The 24,073-nt window shown below is 53.8% G+C and carries 19 protein-coding genes and 1 rRNA gene; 11 read left to right on the top strand and 9 right to left on the bottom strand.

The window, feature by feature from the left end:
* Positions 1-23 precede the first annotated feature (23 nt).
* Positions 24-1,439: an o-succinylbenzoate--CoA ligase gene (gene menE / locus G461_RS23380; protein ID WP_051333373.1), complete on the top strand. Its 1,416-nt coding sequence runs from the start codon at positions 24-26 to the stop codon at positions 1,437-1,439.
* On the opposite strand, the gene G461_RS25810 is transcribed toward menE, so the two are convergent.
* Entirely contained in the window at positions 1,396-1,629 is a 234-nt protein-coding gene (locus tag G461_RS25810; RefSeq protein ID WP_026971046.1) for a hypothetical protein, read from the bottom strand. The two genes, menE and G461_RS25810, sit on opposite strands and share 44 nt — an antisense overlap.
* A 161-nt stretch (positions 1,630-1,790) precedes the next feature.
* Between G461_RS25810 and G461_RS0105285 the strand changes: the two genes are divergently transcribed.
* The 8 genes from G461_RS0105285 to G461_RS23375 all read left to right on the top strand — a co-directional run bounded on the left by G461_RS0105285 (position 1,791) and on the right by G461_RS23375 (position 10,248).
* Positions 1,791-2,174: a hypothetical protein gene (locus G461_RS0105285; protein WP_026971045.1), complete on the top strand. Its 384-nt coding sequence runs from the start codon at positions 1,791-1,793 to the stop codon at positions 2,172-2,174.
* Between the two features lie 93 nt (positions 2,175-2,267).
* Positions 2,268-3,101: a LysR family transcriptional regulator gene (locus tag G461_RS0105280; protein WP_084429022.1), complete on the top strand. Its 834-nt coding sequence runs from the start codon at positions 2,268-2,270 to the stop codon at positions 3,099-3,101.
* Complete coding sequence (locus tag G461_RS0105275) at positions 3,094-3,891, top strand: LysR family transcriptional regulator (protein ID WP_026971043.1); 798 nt, start codon at positions 3,094-3,096, stop codon at positions 3,889-3,891. The genes G461_RS0105280 and G461_RS0105275 overlap by 8 nt, the downstream gene beginning before the upstream one ends.
* Before the next feature lie 48 nt (positions 3,892-3,939).
* On the top strand, positions 3,940-4,530 hold the full coding sequence (locus G461_RS0105270; protein WP_026971042.1) for a tRNA-uridine aminocarboxypropyltransferase: 591 nt from the start codon (positions 3,940-3,942) through the stop codon (positions 4,528-4,530).
* A gap of 167 nt (positions 4,531-4,697) precedes the next feature.
* Complete coding sequence (locus G461_RS0105265) at positions 4,698-6,386, top strand: NAD-dependent malic enzyme (RefSeq protein ID WP_026971041.1); 1,689 nt, start codon at positions 4,698-4,700, stop codon at positions 6,384-6,386.
* A gap of 98 nt (positions 6,387-6,484) precedes the next feature.
* Complete coding sequence (locus tag G461_RS0105260) at positions 6,485-8,398, top strand: methyl-accepting chemotaxis protein (RefSeq protein ID WP_026971040.1); 1,914 nt, start codon at positions 6,485-6,487, stop codon at positions 8,396-8,398.
* A 243-nt stretch (positions 8,399-8,641) separates the two neighbouring features.
* Positions 8,642-9,235, top strand: coding sequence for a LemA family protein (locus G461_RS0105255; protein WP_026971039.1), 594 nt, complete (start codon positions 8,642-8,644; stop codon positions 9,233-9,235).
* Positions 9,235-10,248 carry a M48 family metallopeptidase gene (locus G461_RS23375; protein ID WP_051333372.1) on the top strand — a complete coding sequence of 338 codons (1,014 nt, stop codon included), beginning with the start codon at positions 9,235-9,237 and terminating at the stop codon, positions 10,246-10,248. The genes G461_RS0105255 and G461_RS23375 overlap by 1 nt, the downstream gene beginning before the upstream one ends.
* Positions 10,249-10,329: 81 nt before the next feature.
* Here the strand turns inward: G461_RS23375 and G461_RS0105245 are convergent, their stop codons facing one another.
* The 7 genes from G461_RS0105245 to G461_RS0105215 all read right to left on the bottom strand — a co-directional run bounded on the left by G461_RS0105245 (position 10,330) and on the right by G461_RS0105215 (position 21,270).
* Positions 10,330-11,640, bottom strand: coding sequence for a TRAP transporter large permease (locus G461_RS0105245; protein ID WP_026959762.1), 1,311 nt, complete (start codon positions 11,638-11,640; stop codon positions 10,330-10,332).
* A gap of 15 nt (positions 11,641-11,655) precedes the next feature.
* Entirely contained in the window at positions 11,656-12,156 is a 501-nt protein-coding gene (locus G461_RS0105240; protein WP_026971038.1) for a TRAP transporter small permease subunit, read from the bottom strand.
* Positions 12,157-12,224: 68 nt separating this feature from the next.
* On the bottom strand, positions 12,225-13,298 hold the full coding sequence (locus tag G461_RS0105235; protein WP_026959764.1) for a TRAP transporter substrate-binding protein: 1,074 nt from the start codon (positions 13,296-13,298) through the stop codon (positions 12,225-12,227).
* Positions 13,299-13,576: 278 nt separating this feature from the next.
* Positions 13,577-15,253 (bottom strand): flagellar assembly protein A, encoded by a 1,677-nt coding sequence (locus tag G461_RS23370; RefSeq protein ID WP_051333371.1) that lies wholly within the window; start codon positions 15,251-15,253, stop codon positions 13,577-13,579.
* Between the two features lie 202 nt (positions 15,254-15,455).
* Positions 15,456-18,215: a S8 family serine peptidase gene (locus tag G461_RS0105225; RefSeq protein WP_026971037.1), complete on the bottom strand. Its 2,760-nt coding sequence runs from the start codon at positions 18,213-18,215 to the stop codon at positions 15,456-15,458.
* 107 nt (positions 18,216-18,322) lie between these two features.
* On the bottom strand, positions 18,323-20,230 hold the full coding sequence (locus G461_RS25395) for a methyl-accepting chemotaxis protein (RefSeq protein WP_051333370.1): 1,908 nt from the start codon (positions 20,228-20,230) through the stop codon (positions 18,323-18,325).
* Positions 20,231-20,448: 218 nt separating this feature from the next.
* Positions 20,449-21,270, bottom strand: coding sequence for an ion transporter (locus G461_RS0105215; RefSeq protein ID WP_026959766.1), 822 nt, complete (start codon positions 21,268-21,270; stop codon positions 20,449-20,451).
* A gap of 327 nt (positions 21,271-21,597) precedes the next feature.
* On the opposite strand from G461_RS0105215, the gene G461_RS23360 reads away from it, so the two are divergent.
* Together G461_RS23360 and G461_RS0105205 are read left to right on the top strand one after the other, a co-directional pair.
* Positions 21,598-22,431 carry an ion transporter gene (locus tag G461_RS23360; protein ID WP_035479448.1) on the top strand — a complete coding sequence of 278 codons (834 nt, stop codon included), beginning with the start codon at positions 21,598-21,600 and terminating at the stop codon, positions 22,429-22,431.
* A 194-nt stretch (positions 22,432-22,625) separates the two neighbouring features.
* Positions 22,626-23,369, top strand: coding sequence for a substrate-binding periplasmic protein (locus G461_RS0105205; protein ID WP_026971036.1), 744 nt, complete (start codon positions 22,626-22,628; stop codon positions 23,367-23,369).
* A gap of 468 nt (positions 23,370-23,837) precedes the next feature.
* Here the strand turns inward: G461_RS0105205 and rrf are convergent.
* A 5S ribosomal RNA gene (rrf, locus tag G461_RS0105200) occupies positions 23,838-23,953 on the bottom strand.
* Positions 23,954-24,073 lie beyond the last annotated feature (120 nt).

Raw genomic sequence — 24,073 nt, 5'->3', positions numbered from 1 at the left:
CGTCATGGGGCATAATGCGCCCCATGAACGCATTGCTCCCTCATCACAACCCGCTTTGGTTCCGCTGCCAGCATGATGGCAACGCCCTCGCTTTGCTCAACGATCAACGCAGTTACAGCTTCCGCCAATTGGCCGACGAAGTTGCCCAGCTGTGCGCCAGCTTAGAGCGACAAGGGGTAAGCTCGGGCGATCCGGTGGTGGTGATCAGCAACAAGGCTACTGCCCAACTACTGTTGCAACTGGCCTGCCTGCAGCTTGGGGCCATCTTCTGCCCACTGAGCTTCCACCAGCCACAAAGCGCGTTAGAAGCGATGGCGACCAAGCTAGGCGCACGCTTTTACTGGAGCGATGACCACCAGCTACCGGGCCTGCAAGCGCTGACGCTCGGCTATGGCGAAGAGGCAGGCGAAGGGAGTATTACCTTACCTGCCCAGCTAAACGGCAAGCAAGCCAGTAGCGTGGTGTTTACCTCCGGCTCAAGCGGCGCCCCGAAAGCCGTGGTACATAGCTGGAGCAATCACTTCTTTAGTGCGCTGGGCTCCAATCAGGGGCTGAGCCTGAAACCGGGTGAGCGCTGGTTGTTGTCGCTGCCGCTGTTCCACATTGGCGGTCAAGCCATCTTGTGGCGCTGCCTGATAGCCGGCGCGGCAGTGGTTACCAGCAGCCATAACCTCAATACCCAGCTTTTGGCGAAACAGGGCATCACCCATTTGTCGCTGGTGCCTACTCAGTTGTACCGTTTGCTACGCGATCCCGGTTTTAACCCCACCCAACTGCCACTGCGCAAGCTACTGATTGGCGGTGCCAGCTGCGAGGAGTCGCTGCTGGAGCAGGCGATCAACCGCGGCTTTGAGGTGTATAGCTCCTACGGCAGCTCTGAGCTGTGTTCACAGATCGCCACCCGCAACCACCGGATCCATGAGCACTACCAGGTATTGCCGTTCCGCCAAGCTAAGCAGGTGAATGGCGAGCTCTATCTCAAAGGCGAGACCTTGTTTATGGGTTACTGGGGCGCACAGGGGATTAAGCGCCCGGAAGATGGCGAAGGCTGGTTTAACAGCGGCGACCGCGGCGAGGTGCAAGGCCGCGACCTGCAGATCTTTGGCCGCAGCAGCAATATGTTTATCAGCGGTGGAGAGAACATCCAGCCAGAAGAGATCGAACAGGTGCTACTGCAGCACCCGTCCATCGAACAAGCGGTGGTACTCCCCCAGCCCAACCCAGAGTATGGCCATCGGCCAGTTGCCTTCGTACAGTTAGCCGCCGGGCTCAACTACAACGAGTTAGAGGCCCACCTGCGCCAACAGCTCGCCGGACTCAAACTGCCGGTGCGCTACTATGAGCTGCCGCCTTTGCGCAGCCTTAAGCCGCAGCGACAAAACCTACAAAAGCTGCTTAGTCGCGATCAAGCACAGCCCGCCAGTATTGAAGGTCTTTGATTCCGATTTCGCCTTGTAGGTAGGCGTGCTGAAGCGCACTAATGCAAACCTCATCCGGGCGAACAACCCCACACTCAAAGCTCGGGTTACAGGCGCCCGCCGTGTAACGCTCTCGGGCGTCAAGAAAACGCTGCATAATGCCGGTTTGTAAGAAACGGCCCCATTCACCAGAAGCTACTGCAACAGCCATAGACATACTCCTCAGTGTTTGCTCAAGTTGTACAGAAATCGTTACATTGTCACTGATTACTGCTCTATGAAATTCTCTGCATAATTAGTACCAGTATTTTCACGGCTCCGCCCTCGCTCTAGAATGCGCTCTTTTTGCACAGTTGATTAATCGGACCTTCCATGAAAAAGCACTGTTTAGCGGTAGTCTGCGGACTTGGACTTTGCACCTCGGCCCAGGCCTTAGAGCTTGGCGCTTACCTTGGCGATGACGCCGGTATCGGGATCTTGCATCATGATCTGCGGGTCAATGTAGGCCTCGACAACTTTGCACTGTCTCTGGATAAGTTGCATAGCTTCAACCAGAACCCACAGCATCTTTACTGGGGCTACGGTGCCAAGTACCGCGACAGCAACAAGCATAGCTTCGGCATCCGCGGCAATTTCGGCATCAAAACCCAGGTCGACAACTTCGTGTTCTATGCAGAGGCACAACCGATTGCCTATCTGCTGGAGGACACCGCCATGAAGCTGGAAGTAAACGCAGGTGTACGTTACCGCTTCTAGGACAAGCGCACACTCTTGCTGTTCGGGGCGCGTACTATCAGAACTACCGATAAATCTCTGCTAGCCTTATAAAAACGTCTTGCAGAGAGCCCCATGTCACAACCTCCGATGGAACAGCTGGTCGCCTTCGCCCAATTGGTCGAGCGCCATCAGCAACGTGCCGCAGGGTTAATGGGGCCTGCCACTCAAGCACTGGAAAAAACCCTCGAGTGTCAGTTAGTTGATCGCCGCACCGCCCAACTCAACCAGCTCGGCAGACAACTGTTTAGCCACGCCCAAGCCCTGAATAAAGCCCTCGGCCATTTCAGCCAGCGCCCACCACAGCGACATAACGCGGAGCTTGTGTTGGCGATGGACGAGCTGGTCCCAAGCCAGGCGCTGCTAAACTTCTATCCCAAGCTACTCTCTGAGTTGCCGCTACAAGAGTTCGTACTACGTCAGCTTCCCAACGAAAACCTGGTCTCGGCCTTAGAGCAAGGCGAGGCGGATATGTTGCTGCGCCTGGCCGAGCAGCAAAAGCCACCGCGTACCCAGTCACGGCGGTTTTGTTCGATGAGCGTATGCTGGGCCTGCGCACCCAGCCATCCGCTAGCCAAGCGCCAGCAGCTCAGCATTGAGCAGGTGCTGCAGTTTCGTCAGCTACATATCAGCAGCCTGCCCGACTACCTGCTGCTTAACCCGCTCAACCATTGGCAGGTCAATCAGCGTGATCTGCTAAACGACCTACTGGTGCTGGGCGAGGGCTGGGCCATCGCGCCACGCCATTGGCTCAATCATGCCCTCAATTCCGGGCGCTTAACCGAGCTGCGACTGGACAATCACTATGTGCCCAACAAGCTCAATATCGAACTGATGTGGCTTAGCCACCGGCGTGATGCCCAGTTTGTCCATTGCCTGAATCTGCTTGGGGTATCCAGCCATGAGTAAACCACTGCTGGCTAACCAAGCCCAACTGACCGCGCTAAGACTCGTGGCTGAGCATGGCTCTCCGCCTCAAGCCAGTCGCTACAGCACCTCCAGCGCCGCAGAGATCGAAGGCCAGCTACAAGACTTACAGGCGCTGATTGGCGCCGAGCTGTTTGTGGTGCGCGATGGTCACTATCACCTAAGCCCGTGTGGACTGGGGCTAATCGAGCAGGCTCAGCTTATCGAGCTGCTCTACCAACAGAGCCTGCAGCAAGTCGAGCATGCGCTGAATAACACCCCACAGCAGCTACAGCTTGGCTATGCCGCATGGTTTCCCAGCCCACTGCTGACCTTGGTGTTGCGCCAGCTTAGTCAGCGCTATCCCCACCTGCAGGTGGCGGTGAGCCACAACCCCCTGTGCGACGTGTTCTTCTCGTTCTCGGCTCAGCCTCCCAACAGCGATCCTCCATGGCATAGCAGCCTGTGGCAGTCACTCAAACTGGTTAAAGTGGCCCACCCTCAGCTGGTTAAGCCGCAGCGCTTCGACGGCCATCTGTGCCTGTTTGATATCGCCAACCCAAGGGATATCCATTGCCTGTTTGATGGCGAGGGCTTGCTGCTAGATGCCCTGCAAGCCGGACTCGGCTGGGCGGTACTGCCAGAGATCAGCGTGGAATCACGCCTGGCCGACGGCACGCTGAAAGCCTGGCCACAAAGTATGGGCGAGCTCCCTTGTTATCGGCATTGCGCCTATAGCTGTCCACCGGAGCTAAACAGTTGGCTCAATGGCCTGAAAATGTCGCCTTGCTAGACACAAGGCGATATCCTTTAGCCACTTTGCCATTACAACGCTATCTTGATGTCTCGCGCTCGCTGCCCTCACTGCCAACGTCCACTTAGCCACTGCCTGTGTGCCGATATCTCCATGCTCCAGCACCAGCGTCCGGTGACTATCTTGCGCCATCCGAGTGAGCAGCAGCACGCCAAAGCGACCGCCCATTTAGCCGCCTTGTCACTGAGTCGCTGTGAGCTGATAGATGGCGAAGGCCCCGCTGATTTCGCCGCGTTTATCGCCAACTCAGATATGCGCAGGGTAGGCCTTATCTACCCAAGCCTCGCGAGCCAGCCACTCGAGCAGGCGGATGTCGGAGAGATTGACTCATGGCTGTTTCTCGATGGCACTTGGCGCAAAGCGCACAAATTGTTACAGCTCAACCCTTGGTTGCAATCACTGCCTAGCTTCCACTTTGCTCACGCCCCCGCCAGCGCCTACACCATTCGCAAGGCCAAGCGCAGCGATAGCCTGTCAACCTTGGAGGCCATTGCCTACACCTTGGCGACGACGGAACAGGCAGAGGTAAACGGCTTGCACCAGCTACAACGCGCGCTGATCGAGCAGCAACTACAAGCCATGCCAAGCGCTGTTCGTCAGCGTTATCGCGAGCTGTAACAGCGTTTTGTTCGGCTCGCGCCGTTAAAAAATTGCAGAAAATATCAACAGTCTCTAAGCAAAGGCTAATATTGTTGTAACAACCACACCGCTTGTAGTGATTTTGTAAGTTCGCTGTGAAAGAATAGCGCCCCCGCATGTTCAATAGCCCCAACAGAGAGTCGTGAATGGAAGAGTTTAAACGCCCGCTTTTTATTCCTTACGCCGGTCCGGCATTACTAGAAACCCCCTTGCTGAACAAAGGCAGTGCCTTCAGTCAGGAAGAGCGAATCTTCTTCAATCTGGAAGGGTTGTTGCCAGAGAACATCGAGAGTATTGAAGAGCAGGCAGAGCGCGCTTATCAGCAGTATCAAGGCTTCACCACCGATCTGGACCGCCATATCTACCTACGCAACATTCAGGACACCAACGAGACCCTGTTCTATCGTTTGGTAGAGGATCACATCAGCGAGATGATGCCGATTATCTACACCCCAACCGTGGGTGCAGCCTGTGAACAGTTCTCTAATATCTACCGTCGTTCACGCGGTCTGTTTATCTCTTACCCTAACCGCCATCGCATTAACGAGTTGTTAAACAACGCCACTCGCCACAACGTGAAGATTATCGTGGTCACCGATGGTGAGCGTATTCTCGGTTTGGGCGACCAAGGCATTGGTGGCATGGGTATTCCTATCGGTAAGCTATCGCTGTATACCGCTTGTGGCGGGATCAGCCCGGCCTACACCCTGCCGATCGTGCTGGATGTGGGCACCGACAACCAACAGCTTCTGAACGACCCGATGTATATGGGCTGGCGCCATAAGCGCATCAGCGGTGAAGAGTACAACGAGTTCGTTGAGCTGTTTATGCAAGCGGTTAAGGTTCGCTGGCCTGACGCACTGATTCAGTTCGAAGACTTTGCCCAGAAGAACGCCATGCCGGTACTGCAGCGCTACAAAGACAAGTTCTGCTGCTTTAACGATGATATCCAAGGCACCGCCGCAGTAACCGTGGGCTCCTTGCTGGCTGCCTGTAAAGCGGCCAACAGCAAACTGAGCGAGCAGCGCGTCACCTTTGTCGGCTCTGGCTCAGCCGGTTGTGGTATTGCCGAGGCGATTATCATGGCGATGCAGGAAGAGGGCATCAGCGAGGCGCAAGCCCGCTCGCAGGTGTACATGGTTGACCGCTGGGGCCTGCTGCAAGACAACATGCCAAACCTGCTGGACTTCCAGAAACCCCTGGCCCAGCCTGCCGATCTGCAGCAGCAATGGCAAACCGCACAAGACAGCCTGTCGCTGCTGGACGTGGTGACCCACGCCAAACCCACCGTGTTGATCGGTGTATCGGGCGCACCGGGCGTGTTTACCCAAGAAGTGATCGAGACCATGCACAGCAACTGTGCCCGTCCTATCGTATTGCCACTGTCCAACCCAACCAGCCGCGTAGAGGCCTTACCAGAAGACATTCTGCGCTGGACCGACGGCCAAGCGCTGGTTGCTACCGGCAGCCCCTTCCCCGCGGTGCAACTGGGCGACAACAGCTACCCGATTGCTCAGTGCAACAACAGCTACATCTTCCCGGGCATCGGCTTGGGGGTATTGGCGGTACAAGCCGAGCGGGTCAGTGATGGCATGCTGATGAGCGCCTCGCGCGCACTGGCGGAGTGCTCACCACTGGCGCAAAACGGTGAAGGCGCGCTGCTACCGGCACTGGAAGACATTCAGCAGGTCAGCAAGGTGATTGCCCGCCAAGTGGCGATAACCGCGATGCAAGAAGGCCACGCGCTACGCATCGACGACCAGGCGCTGGAGCAGGCGATTGAGGGTGCATTCTGGAAGCCTGAGTATCGACAGTACAAGCGCACCTCGTTCTAAGCAGGGTAAAAGCTGGGCACTAAACAGATCGCTCAGCTAACCTGATAGAAAACAAGGAAGTAACCGGCGGGCTCCCCGCCGTTGCCCAAGGAGGGGCGATGAACATCAAACACTTAACCATTCGCCAAAAGCTGACGCTGTCGATGATTACCGCAGTGCTGGCATCGACCCTGTTGGTGGGCTGGCTGAGCCAACACCAAGCCAAGCAGGTTATCGAATCGCGGATGCAAGAGCGCGAGCTACCTGCCGTGCTCAAGCAGATCCGCAACCGCATCGACCGCGAAGTCACCGTGCTACTTGGCGCCGCGGAAAGCTTAGCCAACAACCCGATGATCCTCGAGCGCACCACCACGACCACCAACCCAGAAGGCGAGCAGCAAGTTGTCGACCTGCTAGTCGATACCAAGCGTCAGTACAACTTGGCCGATGCCTCAGTATCCAACCGCGAAACCGCCAACTACTGGAATCAAGAGGGCTTTCTACGAACCCTGACTCCTGACCGGGATGGCTGGTTCTTTGCCTTCCGCAGCTCTGGTGAGCCGAAAATGGTCAGTGTTTACACCTCGTCCACGGATGGCGTCAAACTGTTCCTGAACTACCAACAGGTGAACGGAAAAGGTTTAGCGGGCGTCTCCAAGACCATGGGTGAGATGATTAACTTTTTGGATGGCTTCAAGCTCGAGCAGAGCGGCTTTGTCTACTTGGTTGATGGCGAGGGCACCATCCGCATCCATCGCGATGAATCCAAACTGGGCAAACTCACCCTAGTTGACGAATATGGCAGTGCAGCCAGCGCGCTGACTAACAAGGCCCCGTTTGCGCTGATTGAGCAAAAACGCCAAGGCAAGAACCTGTTGGTGGCCACCAGCTACATTGAGTCCATGGGCTGGTATGTGGTGGCCGAGCTGCCCAAGGCTGAAGCCCTTGCCGCCCTCAACAAAGCCACCCGTTACATCCTGCTGAGTACCCTACTGGTGGTGGTGCTGTTTGTGTTTGTCGCGCTTTGGCTGGCTAATAGCATCAGCAGACCGATTAGCCAGCTGGCCACGGTGTTTCAAAACCTGGGAGCCGGCGATGGCGATCTCAGGCAGCGGCTCGAAGTGGTCGGCAACGACGAGATGGCCCAGCTCGCCAGTGGCTTTAACGGCTTTATCGGCAAGATCCACGACTCGGTCAAGCAAGTCGCCAGTAGCGGTGAACAGCTGAATGACGCTTCTCGTAGCGTCGCAGACCAAAGCCAAAGCAGCTTGGATAATGCCCATAACCAGCAGGATCGGGTCACCCAAGTCGCCACCGCCATCAACGAGATGGGCTCAACGGTGAATGAGATCGCCGGCAACGCCTCACAAGCAGCCGATGCCGCCCAAGATGCCGAGCAAGAGTCCTCTCGCGGCCAAGAGGTGGTGGTCAAGGCCCGCGACACCATCATCAACCTTGCCGAAGAGATGCGCCAGGTGGCTGAGGTGGTGGACTCGCTGGCAGAGAGCAGCCAGTCCATCGGTGGGATCCTCGATGTGATCCGGGGCATCTCCGAGCAAACCAACTTGCTGGCACTGAATGCTGCCATCGAAGCGGCCCGCGCCGGCGAACAGGGCCGAGGCTTTGCGGTAGTAGCCGACGAAGTGCGCAGCCTGGCCAGTCGCACCGCCGAGTCGACCGATGAGATTCAGCAGATGATTAACCGCCTGCAAGAGCAAGCGCGCAATGCGGTTAGCGCCATTGAACAGAGCACCGAGATGAGCAGCCAAGGGGCCGACGATGCCGAGCATGCCTATGGCGCGCTGCAGGAGATTTCGAAACGGATCAGCCTGATTTCAGACATGAACATTCAGGTTGCCACCGCCACCGAAGAGCAATCCTCGGTGGTGGCCGAGCTTAACGGCAATGTCGATGAGATTAACCTAACCACCCAGCTGAGTACCGAGTCTGCCTCGCAGATGTCGGATGCCAGCAAGCAGCTCAATCAGCTGGCCGATCAACTGGCCAAGTTGGTCGGCAGCTTTAAGCTGTAAGCTGTAAGCCAGAGAGCCCACTCCTATCCTTCAGCCACGGGTGTTTAGCCTGTGGCTAATTGTTCGCCGTACGCCTAGGGTGATCTCAGATAGACGGGGTCAACCATCATCGCGACAAGCTCTGATTCACATCAACTCTTTGTCATTTTTTTCTTTCTTTACATAGATTTAATAAATAATTCTGAGGACTCATGGTATTTTCCCAAACAGACAAATAACTATATCCAACATAAGGAAAATACCGTGGATTCTTCTCTTCTTATCGCCCTTGCGGTCGTTGTCGTCGTACTGTTCTTTTTGGTATCGATGTTCAACAAGCTGGTGACCATGCGCAATCGCTACCAGAACGCCTTCTCTCAAATTGAGGTGCAACTAAAACGCCGTTATGACTTGATCCCGAACCTGGTAAACGCAGCCAAAGCCTATATGAAGCACGAGTCAGAAACTCTGGAAGCCGTGGTTAAGGCGCGTAACGAAGCGATGAGCGGCCTGAACAAAGCCAGCGGCGACCAAACCGGTGCCGGCATTGCTGAACTAGCAGGTGCTGAGAAGCAGCTAACTGCGGCTATGGGCCGCTTCAACATGGTGATGGAGTCTTACCCAGACCTAAAAGCTAACCAGAACATGATGCAGCTGTCAGAAGAGATGACCTCTACCGAGAACAAGATCGCCTTTGCGCGTCAGGGCTACAACGATTCCGTAACCGGCTACAACTCGTACAAGCAACAGTTCCCAGCAGTCGTGTTTGCAGGCATGTTCGGCCACTCTGCCGATGCCAAACTGCTTGAGTTTGAAGACAGCGCCGCTCTGCAAAAGGCCCCTGAGGTGAGCTTCTAATGGACTTTTTTACGCAACAGGATCAGGCGAAGAACCGCTCAAAACAGTTGGTCGGACTGTTCGCCCTGTCACTATTCGGGATTGTGGTGATCCTCTACACCCTTGGCTTTATGCTGATCTCTTTTGATAGCTGGAGCTACTACAGTGCAGGTCAGCTGGCCTCGTTCTACTTCCAAGGCATGGCCACGCCAGACTTCTGGCTGTTTGTGCTGGTTATCTGCGCGGTGATCACCGGCATCAGCGGCCTTAAATGGCTTAGCATCAAAGAGGGCGGCGCCAAGGTTGCAGAGTCTCTGGGCGGCCAACTGGTAGACAAAACCACCACGAACCACCAAGAGCAAGTGCTACTGAACGTAGTCGAAGAGATGGCAATTGCTGCAGGCATCAAGACGCCACCGGTGTACATCCTCGAAGAAACCGCCATCAACGCCTTTGCCGCCGGTAACACCGTCGACGATGCAGTGATTGGGGTAACCCGTGGCGCACTAGAAGCGTTTAACCGTGACCAACTACAAGGCGTGATCGCCCACGAGTTCAGCCACATCTTCAATGGCGATATGAGCCTGAACATGAAGCTGATGGCAACCGTTGCTGGCCTGATTATTGTTAGTGCCATTGGCTATCGCATCTTCTTGTTCACCCGCTTCTCGCGCAACAAGAATGCTAACAAGCTAGCCCTAGTGGGGATTGCCCTGATGGTCGTGGGCTCGCTGGGTAGCGTGTTTGGTAAGTTCATTAAGGCTGCGGTAAGCCGCCAGCGTGAATATCTGGCCGATGCCTCGGCGGTGCAGTACACCCGTAACCCACAAGGGATTGCCAGCGCGCTGAAACTGATTGGCGCGCAATACCATAACGCACCGAAAGAAGAGCGTGAGATGCAAAACGGCGGCGCGGCGCAAGCCAGCCATATGTTCTTCAGCCACTTTAGTCCGGTAAGCATGCTGGCCTCGCACCCGCCACTGGAAAAACGTATCAAGGCGATTGAGCCAAACTGGGATGGCAAGTACAACTAAGCACTCCCAGCTCGTTAGTTAGCACAAAGCCCGGCAATGCCGGGCTTTTTAGTACTGAGCGCATGAGTTAACGTGTGGACGCTACCAAGGTGACTGCGCCTCTGCGCTAAAGCCATACAACTCGGGGAAGATCAGGATGCTCAGCAGCACCAAGATCTGCAGCGCAATAAACGGCATCACCCCGCGATAGATATCGCGGGTCGCCACCTCGGGCGGTGCGACCCCTTTGAGATAGAACAGGCTAAAGCCAAAGGGCGGCGTTAAGAATGAGGTCTGCAGGTTCATCGCAATCAAGATGGCAAACCAGGTCAGGTCGATGCCCAGCACTTCCGCCACCGGATAGAGCATCGGCACCACGATAAACGAGATCTCCACAAAGTCGATGAAGAAGCCAAGAATCAAGATGACCAGCATAGTCAGAATCAGAAAGCCCCACTTCTCACCCGGCAGGCTGGTCATGATCTCTTCAATCACTTCCTCACCACCGGTGTAGGAGAACACCATCGAGAAGGCCGTCGCACCGATAAAGATGGCGAACACCATCGAGGTGACTTTTACCGTTTCAAGGGCCGCTTCATAGACGATCTTCCACGAGAACTGACGATAGATCACCGACAGTAAGATGGCGCCCATACCGCCAATCGCCGACGACTCCGTCGGGGTGGCAATGCCGTAAAAGATTGAGCCCAATACCGCCACAATCAGCGTAAGCGGCGGGGCAATCGCCTTAAAGGCGCGCCAGTATAGTTGGCGACGGCTTTCAGCATCTTCATCGGCGGGCAAGGCTGGCGCGGTGCCGGGCTTAAGCCATGACACCGCCAATACATAGATCACCAATGCAGCCACCAACACCAAGCCGGGACCTAAAGCGGCCTTAAACAGATCGCCCACCGGCACACCCATCACATCACCAAGGATAATCAAGATAATCGACGGTGGAATGATCTGACCAAGGGTACCTGAGGCACAGATCACCCCGGTCGCTAAGCGCTTGTCGTAGTTATATTTGAGCATCACGGGCAAAGAGATGACGCCCATCGCCACCACCGAGGCGCCCACCACGCCGGTAGAAGCGGCCAGCAACGCACCCACTAACACCGTCGACACTGCCACCCCGCCGCGCACACGGCCAAACAACTGGCCCATGGCTTCTAACAGCTGCTCGGCCAAGCGGGTCTTTTGCAGCACAATGCCCATAAAGATAAACAACGGCACCGCCATCAGTACCGAGTTCTGCATAATGCTCATGATCCTGAACGGCATAAACGCGAACAGGTCGATGCCCTCGGCAAAGATGCCAAAGATCAAGGCCACGCCGCCAAACACAAACGCCACCGGAAAACCGCTGAGCAACATCAGCAGCGCAACCAAAAACATGATAATGCCAATCACAACACAGTCCTTGTCTTAAGATGATTGACTGAGCTTGATAAGGTCTTTCAGTAACAAACCAATACCACTCAGTGCCAAACAGCAGGCAGATGCCGGGATCATCGATTTAATGATCCAGCGATAAGGAAGACCACCGGGATCGCCGCTGGTTTCGCCGAGTCGGAACGACTCCAACGCAAAGCCATGGCCATACCATAGAATCAATCCACAGAAGGGAAGCAGGAACACCACTACCCCGACAATATCGACGATGGCGCGGGTTTTCTCGGACCATTTTTCATAGAAGATATCGACCCGCACATGCCCCTCGGCGTGCAGGGTATAGGCGATGCCCAACATAAACATCGAAGAAAAGAAGTGCCACTCCAACTCCTGCATACCAATCGAGCTGGATTTAAAGAAATACCGGGCAACCACATCGTAGAACACATTGAGTAGCATCAGCAGCATAAGCGCTGCACTGAGCCTCCCAAGAAACAACGAAAATCGGTCCAGTTGACGCTGCCAGAACAACATATTACATCCTTGCGTTAAACCAAGACGGGCTGACACCCAATAAGTGTCAGCCCGCAGCTTGTTGACGATTACAGATCAGCGGTGCTGTTCAGGTAACCTTGTTCAGAGATGGCGGTGTAGGCGCGAATGGCCTCCATAAAGGTCTGCTGCGACTCGATGATCTGAGCTGCCATGGCATCTTCTGCCGCCTTCTCTTGGAGCAGTTCATCATTGGCTTGCTTAAGCGCTTTGATCACATCATCCGGGAAGGTTTTAACCTGGATGTTGGGGTACTCTTCGAGCATGGTTTGCCAGTTCTTGGCACTTTCGGCGTAGGAGTGGATGAACATATCGTAAGCCGCTTTGTGCATAGCATTGCTTAAGATGGCTTGCAGATCTTCCGGCAGGCTCTCCATCTTTTTCTTGTTCACGATAAACATCAGCTCGGTGGCTGGCTCATGCCATCCCATGTAGTAGTAGGGCGCAATCTTGTGGAAGCCCATACGCAGGTCGAGCGATGGACCCACCCACTCCAGCGCGTCGATGGTGTTGCGCTCCAGTGAAGTATAAAGCTCACCGGGTGGAATGTTCACCGGGGTGGCGCCAAGCTTAGCTAGCACCTCACCGGCGAAACCGGGGATGCGCATCTTCAGGTTCTGCAGGTCATCCACTGAGTTAATCTCTTTACGGAACCAGCCGCCCATTTGCACCCCGGTATTACCGCCGGGGAAGGGCACCAAGTTGTGCTCCGCATAAACCTGATTCATCAGCTCTTGGCCACCGCCGTATTGCAACCAAGCGTGTTGCTCGGGGGCGTTCATGCCAAACGGCATGGTAGTGAAGTACAAGGTGTTAGGCACCTTACCCTTGTAGTAGTAAGACGCTGAATGCCCCATGTCGTACTGGCCGCTCTTCACCAGATCAAATACGCCAAAGGGCGCTTTGTGTTTGTTGGAGGCATCGATGCGGATTTGCAGGCGACCGCCCGACATCTCTTCGGCCATCTTGGCCATGTTGATTACTGCATCACCAAACACCGGGAAGTTTGGTCCCCAGGTCTGCGCAAGCTTCAGTTTGTACACTTTATCCGCAGCAAGTGCATTGCCCGCCAAGGCAAGTGCGCCCGCTAGCACTAGGGTTTTGGTGGCTAGGGACTTCAGCATGAACGTTCTCCATTTCGTTTCATTGATTGTTTTATTCGTTAAACCAAAGAGTTGGCTACTCACTTATGTTAGACGCTTGTTAAGATGCCGCCATTTGAAAGCGGGTGGTTTGTGAATAAAACCAATGAATTACGCTTAGACTTTAGTCTTAGCGGTGTGCTCTAAACATATTCATAACGAACGAATGGATGGTTTCTGCCACCTTACGTGACCGATTGAAACGGCTTGGCCATGGCGATAGGTAGGCGACCGCAGCAGGAGACTGCGGCCTAAAAGGACTATTTCTTCTGGTTGGGGTTTTGCAGGGGTTCGAGCAGTAACTTACCCTTTTCGACCTTGGTCTCTGAGGGCCCATATTGGCGACGTGATACCGCCTTAAAGCCAGCAACGTCCAGATAGACATTGGGGTGGAGCTCTTTTAAGGCGATGATCTTGGCTTTATCGAAGAAGGCTTCTTCTTTCTCCAAGTTACACTCGATGGCGTAGCTGGTTCGTGCGAACTCTTCCTGGGAGTGGCTAAGGGTAACTGCCAAGCGCTGGCTGGTTTCATCATTGCCGTTACGCTGGGTGCTGAGTCGTAGCTGGGCGTCGAGGATCTTGCTTATCCGCTCAGCCAGCACATTCTTGGTACGAACAAAGCTTTGGTACTCTTCACGGATCTCGCTGATTTCACCCTCAATGTGCAAGGAGGTGCTAGTGCCCGCCGTCGCCCCAAGCACCACACACTCGATGGTGTTAGCGGCTTGAACCTTACCGCCCACCAAGGTGCCCTTGAAGCCTTGCTCATCGCGCACTAATACCGAAGCTTTGCTGTTGATGTTGCTATGTAGCAACTGGCTGCTGATCAACACATCACCTTCAGACTGCAGATCGGCATACTGGGCGAAGGTGGCGCTGATTGAACCGCCAGCACTAACCGAACAGCTCAGCTCGTCGAGCTCTTCCCGACGGTGGCCAATAATACCTTTGCCCACCACCACGTCGCCGCCCGCTTCGATATGTGCAGACTCAACGAAGCCGTTGATATGCACGTCACCGGTTGCCGATACTCGCATTCCCTCTGCCACATCGCCGGTGATATGGATCGAGCCTTCAAAGTCCACATGGCCATAGCCCACATCGACGGTTTTCACCGACAGTACATCATCCACTTTCATCCCCTGCTTAACCACAAGAGGAAGACCATTGCGGGTAGCAATCAGCAGCTCAGGATCGCTTGGAGATATCTCGGTGCCATCACCGGGCAACAAGGCCAGCTCTTTGCCTGCTTTGTGGGGCAGGGCCTGACCAGTTACATTCATGCCTTCACGGCCAAGGATATGGGGATGGCGGCGCATCAATGCGGTACCGGGCTTCACCGTACCAAGATCGCCTAAGTCGCGCATATCAACCCGGCCATGGTCGAGCTCTTTAGGACGGCGCACTCGCTCTAGTGGAGTATCGACTAGACGCTCAAAACGGGAGTCTTCGCCATTTTCAGGATGACGACCCAAGGCCACCACCCGTTTGATGGTGCTACCGGGTTCGGCTTTTTGACCAAAGTGAATCAACTCGGTGGCACGGCGTTTTTGCAGACCAAACTGAATTCCGGCTTCTTGCATTGCCACCACCAGATCGCGATGACCAATAGGGCGGCCACCATGCGCGGCAGTGATGGTGGCCCAAGCGACCATACGATCTTCAGAGATGGTCACCTCAACCTCAGCATTCTTGGCTGAGGCGAGCTTAACTTCGGTATCTCCCCACTCGTCGGCGAGGTCGGGTTGCTCCCGTAGCTGAGTGAACTTATCGACCGCTTCCTGCAGCGCCTCTTGATCAATCAGGTACTGACTGAAATCCGAGCGCATTAACAGCGCACGTATATCGATCTCACTCACCGCACTCGACTGGGGTGCTATTTTTAGCATTACCCCCAGTTTGTCTTGCGATGGCCGCAAACAGCTTAAATCCAGCAACTTTCCTCCTAACGCTCACCCCGGGCCATGGTTACAGCAACCCTAACACTACGGGTACCATCAATAATCGGCAGGCACAATAGTAACTTTATTGCAGGGTGAGCGAGATCGGACTTGTTGGAGAAATCTGGTTCTGAATCAATAAATAATTCAGAACCAGAGTGGCAAGTGCCTACTTTTGCGGGTTAGAAGAATCGATATGTTAGTAACGGGCGAATTCCACTAACTGCTGCTGACCGTAGTCCTCTGTAGTGATTGGGCTCAGCGTAAAGTTGATATTTAATGCGTCACTTTCCAATAGCACCGTTTCCATTTCATTGATCAGTGGATAGGCACCACACAGTTCACCCTCATCACAGAGCTCGAAGTCATTATCATTGTCCGACGACGCATAAATTTCATACTCCCCGGATTGGACTTGTTCAAACAGATAGGTGAAACGGCCATCAACCATTTGCACCACGATCTGCTGGGTGTCTTGATAGCCGTTTACATCTACCAAGGTGACATACACCAGACCGCTATCGCCAGCAGTAACGCTGCTAATAAGCATCGATACCGACAAAGACAGCTCACTCGCATCCGAGGCCACAACATTTACCAGCCCCTGATACACGCCATCTGCTAAGCCATCACGATTAACCTGAACCCGATAATCCCCCAAGCCATCACCATCGACTGTCACCGCAGTTACGCTCATCCAATCGGCGCTAGCGCTAATGGAGGTTACCGACAGGGCTGCATCGCCAACCCGGCTAAGGTTAAAGCTGGCTGAATCGGCTGCCAGATCCAGCGCTAACTGGTTTACGTCGAAGCGTAAGTAGGAGCGACCGGGCACTCCGTTACTGTCTGCGGCGGTGTTGATCGCTTTCTCGGCATCGATCAAGCCATAGCCATAGAGGTTGTCTCGGCCAACGCTGCCGATATCTTGGGTTAGCTCGCCCTGCGCCAACAAATCATTGATGATCGCAGCATCCAAGGTTTCATCCACGGTCATCATCAGTGCAATAACGCCCGCTACATGGGGGGCTGCCATACTGGTGCCATTTAAATAGGCGTAGCTTTGCGAACGCCCGGCGCTGTTCTCGGCTACATAGGTGCTGTAAACCCCATCGCCATAGCCATCACCGGTTAAGTCGCGGCTGGTATCACCACCGGGCGCGGCAACATCGATGCTGCTGCCATAGTTGGAGTAATAGGCCAGCGTGTTGTCTGCGGCCGTTGCCGACACAGAAATCACGTTATCAAATGCCGCAGGGTAACTCGGCGACGAGGTGCTCTCGTTTCCGGCTGCAGCCACTACGACCACACCTTGGCCGATCACTTGCTGGGTCACCGAATCAAAGGCCGGATCATAGCCACTGCCACCCAGACTCATATTGATCACCCGCGCAGCACGCGTGGGAAGTTGGCCCGACGCATTGCTCAGCCCAGCGGCGTAGAGCATTGCTTGCGAGATATCCCAGGTACTGCCGCCAAAGCGTCCAAGCACGCGCAGGTTCATGATCTCGGTATTGCGGCTCACCCCAGCGACGCCGCGGTTGTTGTCGCTTGCTGCGGCAACGGTGCCAGCGACATGGGTACCATGCCAAGAGGAGCTACCATTGGGGCTATCACCGGGATCTTCCGGGTTGTTATCGAAGCCATCACCATCCAACGCATTGCTTGGATCGCTGATAAAATCGAAGCCATCGTTGCTTAGCACGGAAGCAAGGTCATCATGGCTTTGATAGATTCCGGTATCCAACACTGCTATCACTGGCGAGTATCCACTGTCATACAAGCGCTGCTGTTCCCAAGCCTGCTCGAGCTTAATAGCTTGGTAGTGCCATTGGCGGTCATACAGAGGATCGTTGGGCACTTCGAAGGCTTGATACATAAAGTTAGGCGATACCTGCTGGTACTTACCTTGATGATGAAGCTGCTTAATCGCCAGCAGGGTTGCCAGCTTAGCTTGCTTGTCGCCAACTGCAGAACGTGCCACCGACAAGTCGAGATCGACAAGTTCCATGGCATTGTAGCCATTGCTTCTGGCCAAGGTCGCAGGCGCACCGCTTGAAGCAACTGCTTCTCCCAACGTAAAGTCTTGCTGGGTTGAATAGTGCCCCTCGGGTAACACGGTATTGCTGTTTTGCGATATCAAACGCAGGGTGTAGTTCCCCGAGCCCTCATAGCTGTATACGCGGACGTAGTAACTGCCCGTTTCGGCCACACTCAGGTTTTCGGTTTTATTGACCCCAATGGATTGATCAATCCAGTTGCCGCTCTCATCCAACAACTGAAGGTCGAAATCAACGTCGCCGGTTTCCCACTCGGCAATCTCTAAGAACACCCGCTGGCCAGCTTGTAAATCAACCCGGAAATAGTCGGAGGGATCGGCCTGCTGGTAGAATCGGTCGCGGCTGTTGCCTGTTGCCACATCTGTGATGTAGCCGCTGACAACGGCAACTGGGGTCACAGATTGGGCATCTTGCAGGGTATTATTTTCGGTATATTCCGCCACCGGATCATTGATATCAGAATCGACAATGGTGTTCGGTAGTACCTGAATCTCACCGCCAAAGTCATAGCGGGCATCGTTAAACACGGTGACTTGCAGCTGAGCCTGCTCTAACCCTTGCGCCGAGGTATAGCTGGCCGACACCTGGTAGGTACCATCTTGCGCGTAGCTATGCTGCACTAACGACGTCGCCCCGATATTCCGTTGGGTACCGTCGCCAAAGTCCCAGCTGATGGTCTGATCGCTAAAGGTGCCGGTTAAACTAATAGCGCGGAACTCGACGCTATCGTTAACGACTGAGGAGTTCTGTGAGCTGTCGATAAACAGCCCTTCAGGCTCGGTGACCGGAGTGTCGCCATCGCCACCTCCATCACCTCCGCCACCATCACCTCCACCACCACCGCAGGCAGCCAGTAAGCACGTAAGTGCCATCACCAATAACTTGTCAGTGAATCCTTTCATTTACGCTCCATATCTATACCGTCTTCGCGATCAGTATAGATAGCAATTCTGGAGCGCCGTCTGAAAAAGTTGACTTAGTGATATTTAAGTCAACTTACGCAAAGCAACTATTCGATGGTGTAGTCCTGCAGCTGTTGGCGTTGCTCGATTGCTAATTTAGCTAGCTGCTCGCTGGCAGCACTGCTCTGCGCCACAGCATTCACGTTCGACTGCACCAGGCTCAAGGTAGCCGCGACATTGCTAGAGATATCATCGGTGACGCTGGACTGCTCTTCCGCTGCAGCCGCAACCTGGCTATTGATATCAGACATCTTGTTTACCACCTCAAAGATGTCGTTAAAGGCGATACACACCGCTTGGGCACTGTCATCGGAACCCGAAACTAGTTGCGCGTTCTTTTGCATGTGCGAGTCTGCTCGCTCAGCCTCTCCCTGTAGCTTTTCGATGATCTCTTGGATGCTCAACGTCGAGCGCTGGGTTTGTGCTGCCAAGCTGCGAACCTCATCAGCCACCACGGCAAAACCGCGCCCTTGTTCGCCAGCTCGGGCAGCTTCGATGGCGGCATTCAGCGCCAGCAAGTTGGTCTGCTCTGAGACGCCCTTAATCACATCCACCACCGATTCAATCTCTAACGAGAAGTCCTTCAAGCGCCGCACAATCTGCGAACTGTCGGTAACTGACTCACCAATCTGGCTGGAGAGCTCAATCAGGTCTTCCAAACTGGATTGTCCGACGTTGACGCTTCCCAACGCGGAGCGAGCCAGGTCGTCGGCGTCAGCGGCATTGCGACTGACCTCACTCGAGGCGCCGGAGAGTTGTGTCACCGCAGTCGCGATCTGCTCCATCTCTTGTTGTTCTTGCTCAGCATTACGGCGCGACTCGTTGAGCACACCACTTAATTCACCAGAGGAGCCAGATAGCGAGTCAGAAGCACCATGTATCCCACCCAACAGCTGCTGCACATTGTCTAAAAAGCTGTTGATTGCCATCGAGATATCGGCGATGTCGTCGTGGCCTTCCACCGGGATGCGCTGGGTTAAGTCCTTTTGCTGACGCGACAAGCCAACCACCAGACGTTTCAAACCCAAGATTGGCTGATACACCCAGCTCAGCACCACAAAGAACAGCCCTGCAAACACTGCCACCAACACCAGCGACACCATCATCGCCCGCTGCTTTAGTGCAGCCGCATCAGCCATCACTTCCTGCTCGCTGATGCTGATCATCAGTTGCCAGTCGATACCGTGCTCCACCGGTACCGCAATGGTATGGGAGATGTAGCGGCGGCCGTGTTGAGTCACGCGCCCCTCAAAGCGCGCGCGCTCAAGCATATCGGCAATCGGATCGGAAAACGACAATGCATCGTCCGATGAGAGGATCACCTGATTGTGCTGGTCGGCCAAGGTGATAATCGCATCATTGCCCGGAAGCTCCGAGATAATGGTGCCAAATTTGTCATGGGTAAAATCGGCCAGATACACCCCGGTTAGCTGGCGCCCCTCGTAAACAGGCACACTTACCCCCAACCAGATGCGATCGTCCACATGGGTATCGAAGGGCGCGATGACTTTAGATTGCCCCCATTGGTGCGCTTCACGGTACCAAGGACGCTCAGTGGGATCGAAGTTGTCCTTGACCAGCGTGCGCTTGTTCACCGGCTTGCCATCGTCGCGTATCAGGTAGGTATCGCGACTCTGTTCAAAACCAAGAAACACCGCAGAAAAATCGCCCGCCTGTTGAACCATAGGCAGCGCCTGTTCAATGGCCTCAGTAGAAAACTGGTTTAGCCTAAGCTGAGCAACCGAAGCCTCGACCAAGGCCTTTTGGTTGCGGAACAGCGATTGGATCTCACGCGCCTTAGCTTGGCTAATGTCGGCCATCCGCTGTTGCGCTTGGGTTTCGCTCAACTGGTTAATTTGGGTAAATACATACGAGATATAGAGCACGCAAAACAATAGAAATGCGGCAAGAAACGAAGCCAATAGCTTCGCCTTAAGACTGATTTGCTTAAACATAGGGGAAGTCAGGTTGGGGCCTGCCGATCGGCTCTTTGAGCAGAGGGATACAGCAAGACGGCAATTACACTAAAACGCCCTAGTGTAACCGCCGAGACTGACGTTTCTTTAGCTGTAAAGACAGCAAGTGCTTAGCTTTTAAGCGAAAAGACTCACTTTTTCGTTTTGGTAACAGGAAGCACGCATCCTCTTAACGCTCTGGTGACCATGACAAGCCACTACTCGCGCCGCTGCTCAACCAACTCTGCGCGTAATTGGCGTACCTCATCGATAAGCAGCTGCATCTCATTCATCTCTTCGTGACGCAGTGCTTGCTGCTGTTCCAGCTCTTCGTTGCGCAACTTGTTGCGTTCTTCATCCATGACCCCCACCACAATTCCAATCACCATATTGAGAAAGGCAAAGGCAGTGAGGAAAATAAACGACACATAGTAGGACCAACTCATCGGTAGCACCTGCATGGTTTCGTACATCACATCAGTCCAATCCTCGAAGGTCATCACCCGGAATAAGGTGAGCATGGAGATGGCAATATCGCCCCATAGAACCGGATTGATCGCCTGGAACAGCATGTTGCCGATGGCGGCATAGATATAGAAGATGATGAACATCAGCAGCATCACATAACCGAGCTGAGGCAGGGCTTTCAGCAAGGAGTTGATTAAAAAGCGCAGTTCGGGCAGCACCGAGATAATCCGCATCACCCGGAATATCCGCACCAGACGTGCCACCAAAGCGATATCGGAGTTTTCCAGCGGCAGCAGACTGATCACCACCACGAAGGTATCAAATACATTCCAGCCACTGGCGAAAAAGCGCGACTTCTGCGGACTGGTAATAAAACGTAGGCTGATCTCAGCCACAAAGAATACCGTGATGGCCCAATCGAGATAGAGCAGGGCATCAACCACCACTCGCGGCAACGAATAGGTCTTGGCACCGATCACCAAGGCCGCCAAGATGATTACCGCAATCACGGCGCGCTCGAATAATTTGTTAGCGCTGAGCGCCTCCATCACATTGAGCATTCGATTTAGCATGAGTACTTCCTTTTACAGATAACGCCTTCCCTGACGCGCTAAAGAAATCCAAGTGAGCAAGGGCAATGTTCACCACCGGCCGCCCTAGCACTTGTCAGCCCAACAGATTAAATACTCTCTGGCGGAAAGCAAGCGAAGGCTGCAGTTGTAACAGTTCATGACCAAGTAGGCATACAATTGTTACTCGTAGCGAGGTCATCGAACACAAGTTAAGCTATTGATATACAAAGTCTTGCTTTTGCTAGCAAGCCACTTAACCTAGGCAAGAAAAGTCGCTAAGGCAAAGTGGTATCAGCCAGACTTTGCTGCAACAAATAAGGACGTAATATGCTAGCAACTCTGTCTAATAAGATAGAGTGGATTAGCACCAATAAGCTGTTTGAGCGCTGTGTGATTGCGGTAATCATACTGGCAGCTTTACTCGTTGGTGCAAAAACCTTCATCCTCCCCCACGCCGTCAGTGAAGCACTTAGTTACTTAGACTTCGCCATCACCGTGTTCTTCGTTCTAGAAATCTCGATGCGTTTTGCAGCCACTAAGAGTCTCTCAAAGTTTCTCTCAAGTGGTTGGAATATCTTCGACTCCATCGTGGTTATGGTGAGCCTGTTACCACTGGAGAACTCTGAGATAGCACTGGTCGCACGCCTAGTGCGAGTGTTTAGGGTAATGCGGATGATCTCAGTGCTACCTGAGCTGCGCTTCTTGATCAACTCACTGATTAAGGCGTTACCGCAGCTCGGCTACGTCATGCTGCTGATGTTTATTATCTTCTACATCTATGCAGCCATCGGTAATATGCTGTTCGCTGACATCAGCGAGTTTCTGTGGGGTGATATCGCAATCTCTATGCTGACGCTGTTCAGGGTCATGACCTTCGAGGATTGGACCGACGTCATGTACGAGACCATGGAAGTGGTGCCATGGAGCTGGACCTACTACGTGTCGTTTATCTTCCTCACCGCCTTTGCCTTCCTCAATATGGTGATCGGAATCGTGGTGGGCGTGATGGATGATGAAAGAAACAAGCAGCGTATGGCCCAGCAAGCAAAAGATGCTGAAGAGCAAAAAGCCCTTCGCGATGAAGAAATGGACGAGATGCAATTGCTGCTCAACGAGGTGAGGGCGCTCAGAAAAGAGATAAATCAGTTAAAAACTGACTAGATTGTATTATCACTATTAACAAGCCACTGCGAGATCGGTGGCTTTCTTTCAAAGGGCTATGCTACCCACATCCCGCCTCTTCACCCAAAACATCCTTATGATCTGCCCATAGAGCAAAATACCGACTAGATTTGATGAGTAAGAACCGTTAGCTGAACTCCAGCTGCTGATAAGTGCACTAGGGAGACACGGTGATGCCAACAAAGTTATGGCTACTCGGCGCGACGTTACTGTTAACTGCTGGTGCTACTTCGAGCAGGGCCCTGGTTTTCGCTTGTCCAGAGAACTTACCGATCATCACTGTGGGTAGCAAGGTCATCGAGCGCGCCTATGCCAAACTTGGCATTACTCTGAGCTATAAAGCCTTACCTGCTAAGCGTTCGATTCAATACGCTAATGACGGAAAAGCCGATGGCGAGCTCTTTCGTGTAGCTAGCTTTGCCCCTGACTATGCAAACCTCATCAAGGTTCCGGTTGCTATTAGCTATCTGGAGCAAACCCTTTTTAGTGCCACCCATGAACAAGCTCCCAGCACATGTCGTGGCCTAAGCGAGTATCGAGTAGGGGTCATTCGAGGCGTCAAGCATGCTGAAACCTGCGCGCAGCATGCTAAAGAAGTCATTCTATATAATGATATGAGCCAAATGATGAAAGTACTCAGCACGGGAAGAATCGACTTTGTCATCTCGGGTAAAGTCACCGCTCTTCTTAGGCTAAAGACATTGGAGTTATCAAACATCCGTGTCCTTGAGCCTCCCCTTAGCCAAGCGCCTTTGTATCACTATCTTCATATAAAGCATCAAGACCTCGCCAATCAGCTAGGTGGTATATTCTTAGAAATGCACAACAGTGGTGAGTTAATTAAATTGCGAGAGGAAGCTGTGAGAGAGTTGCTAGAGGCCCCAGCCCCAAAGATGATCTGCGTAAGTAGCAGATAAATCTCGTAACACCCTCGAATTTCCAGCTGAGCTTATGAGTAGCCAACGCTGAATGCAAAAACGTCCCGCTCTTTTTATGCAAGCCCTGTACTTTTGATTCGCCGCGAAGCCTTTTACAGCGGGGGGTGAAAACAGCGCAGTTAACCAAGCAACGCTTGGTGCTGTTTGAACGCGTAGCATGTATGCGGAGCTGGAAAGCAGGGGGGCGAGGCCTGCGCGCTGGACGGCCCACCCTGTGGGCTGATGTGTTGTGTATGCAGTAGGTCTGCTGCACTTGGTGAGTAGGAGCCAATACCAGAGGTATTGTCTCCGCCTGGCGTTCGGCGCGCTGCGCCTCACCTACTTACACATGGGGTTTGTTGCGCCACGGGCGCGCTTTCTACCTGCTCCCCATGCCAAAGCTGGTCATTTTAGTGTGCGCTGAATGCAAAAAGGCCCCGCTCAATGAGCAGGGCCTTCTTATTGGGTGCCTGGCAGTGACCTACTTTCACATGGGGAAGCCCCACACTATCATCGGCGCAGTTGCGTTTCACTTCTGAGTTCGGCATGGAGTCAGGTGGTTCCACAACGCTATTGCCACCAGGCAAAAAACGGTGTCTTTAGCAATTCGGATAAGGATAAAGATTTAAATCAGAGTTCAAACAAGCATTTCTTGTCTAGGTGAACAACAACACCCCTTAGGTGTTGTATGGTTAAGCCTCACG

This window comes from Aliagarivorans marinus DSM 23064 (genome assembly GCF_000429485.1).
In the GTDB taxonomy this organism is placed as follows: Bacteria; Pseudomonadota; Gammaproteobacteria; order Enterobacterales; family Celerinatantimonadaceae; genus Aliagarivorans; species Aliagarivorans marinus.
Note: the sequence above shows the minus strand (reverse complement) of the source record. Positions and strands in the feature narration are given on the sequence as shown.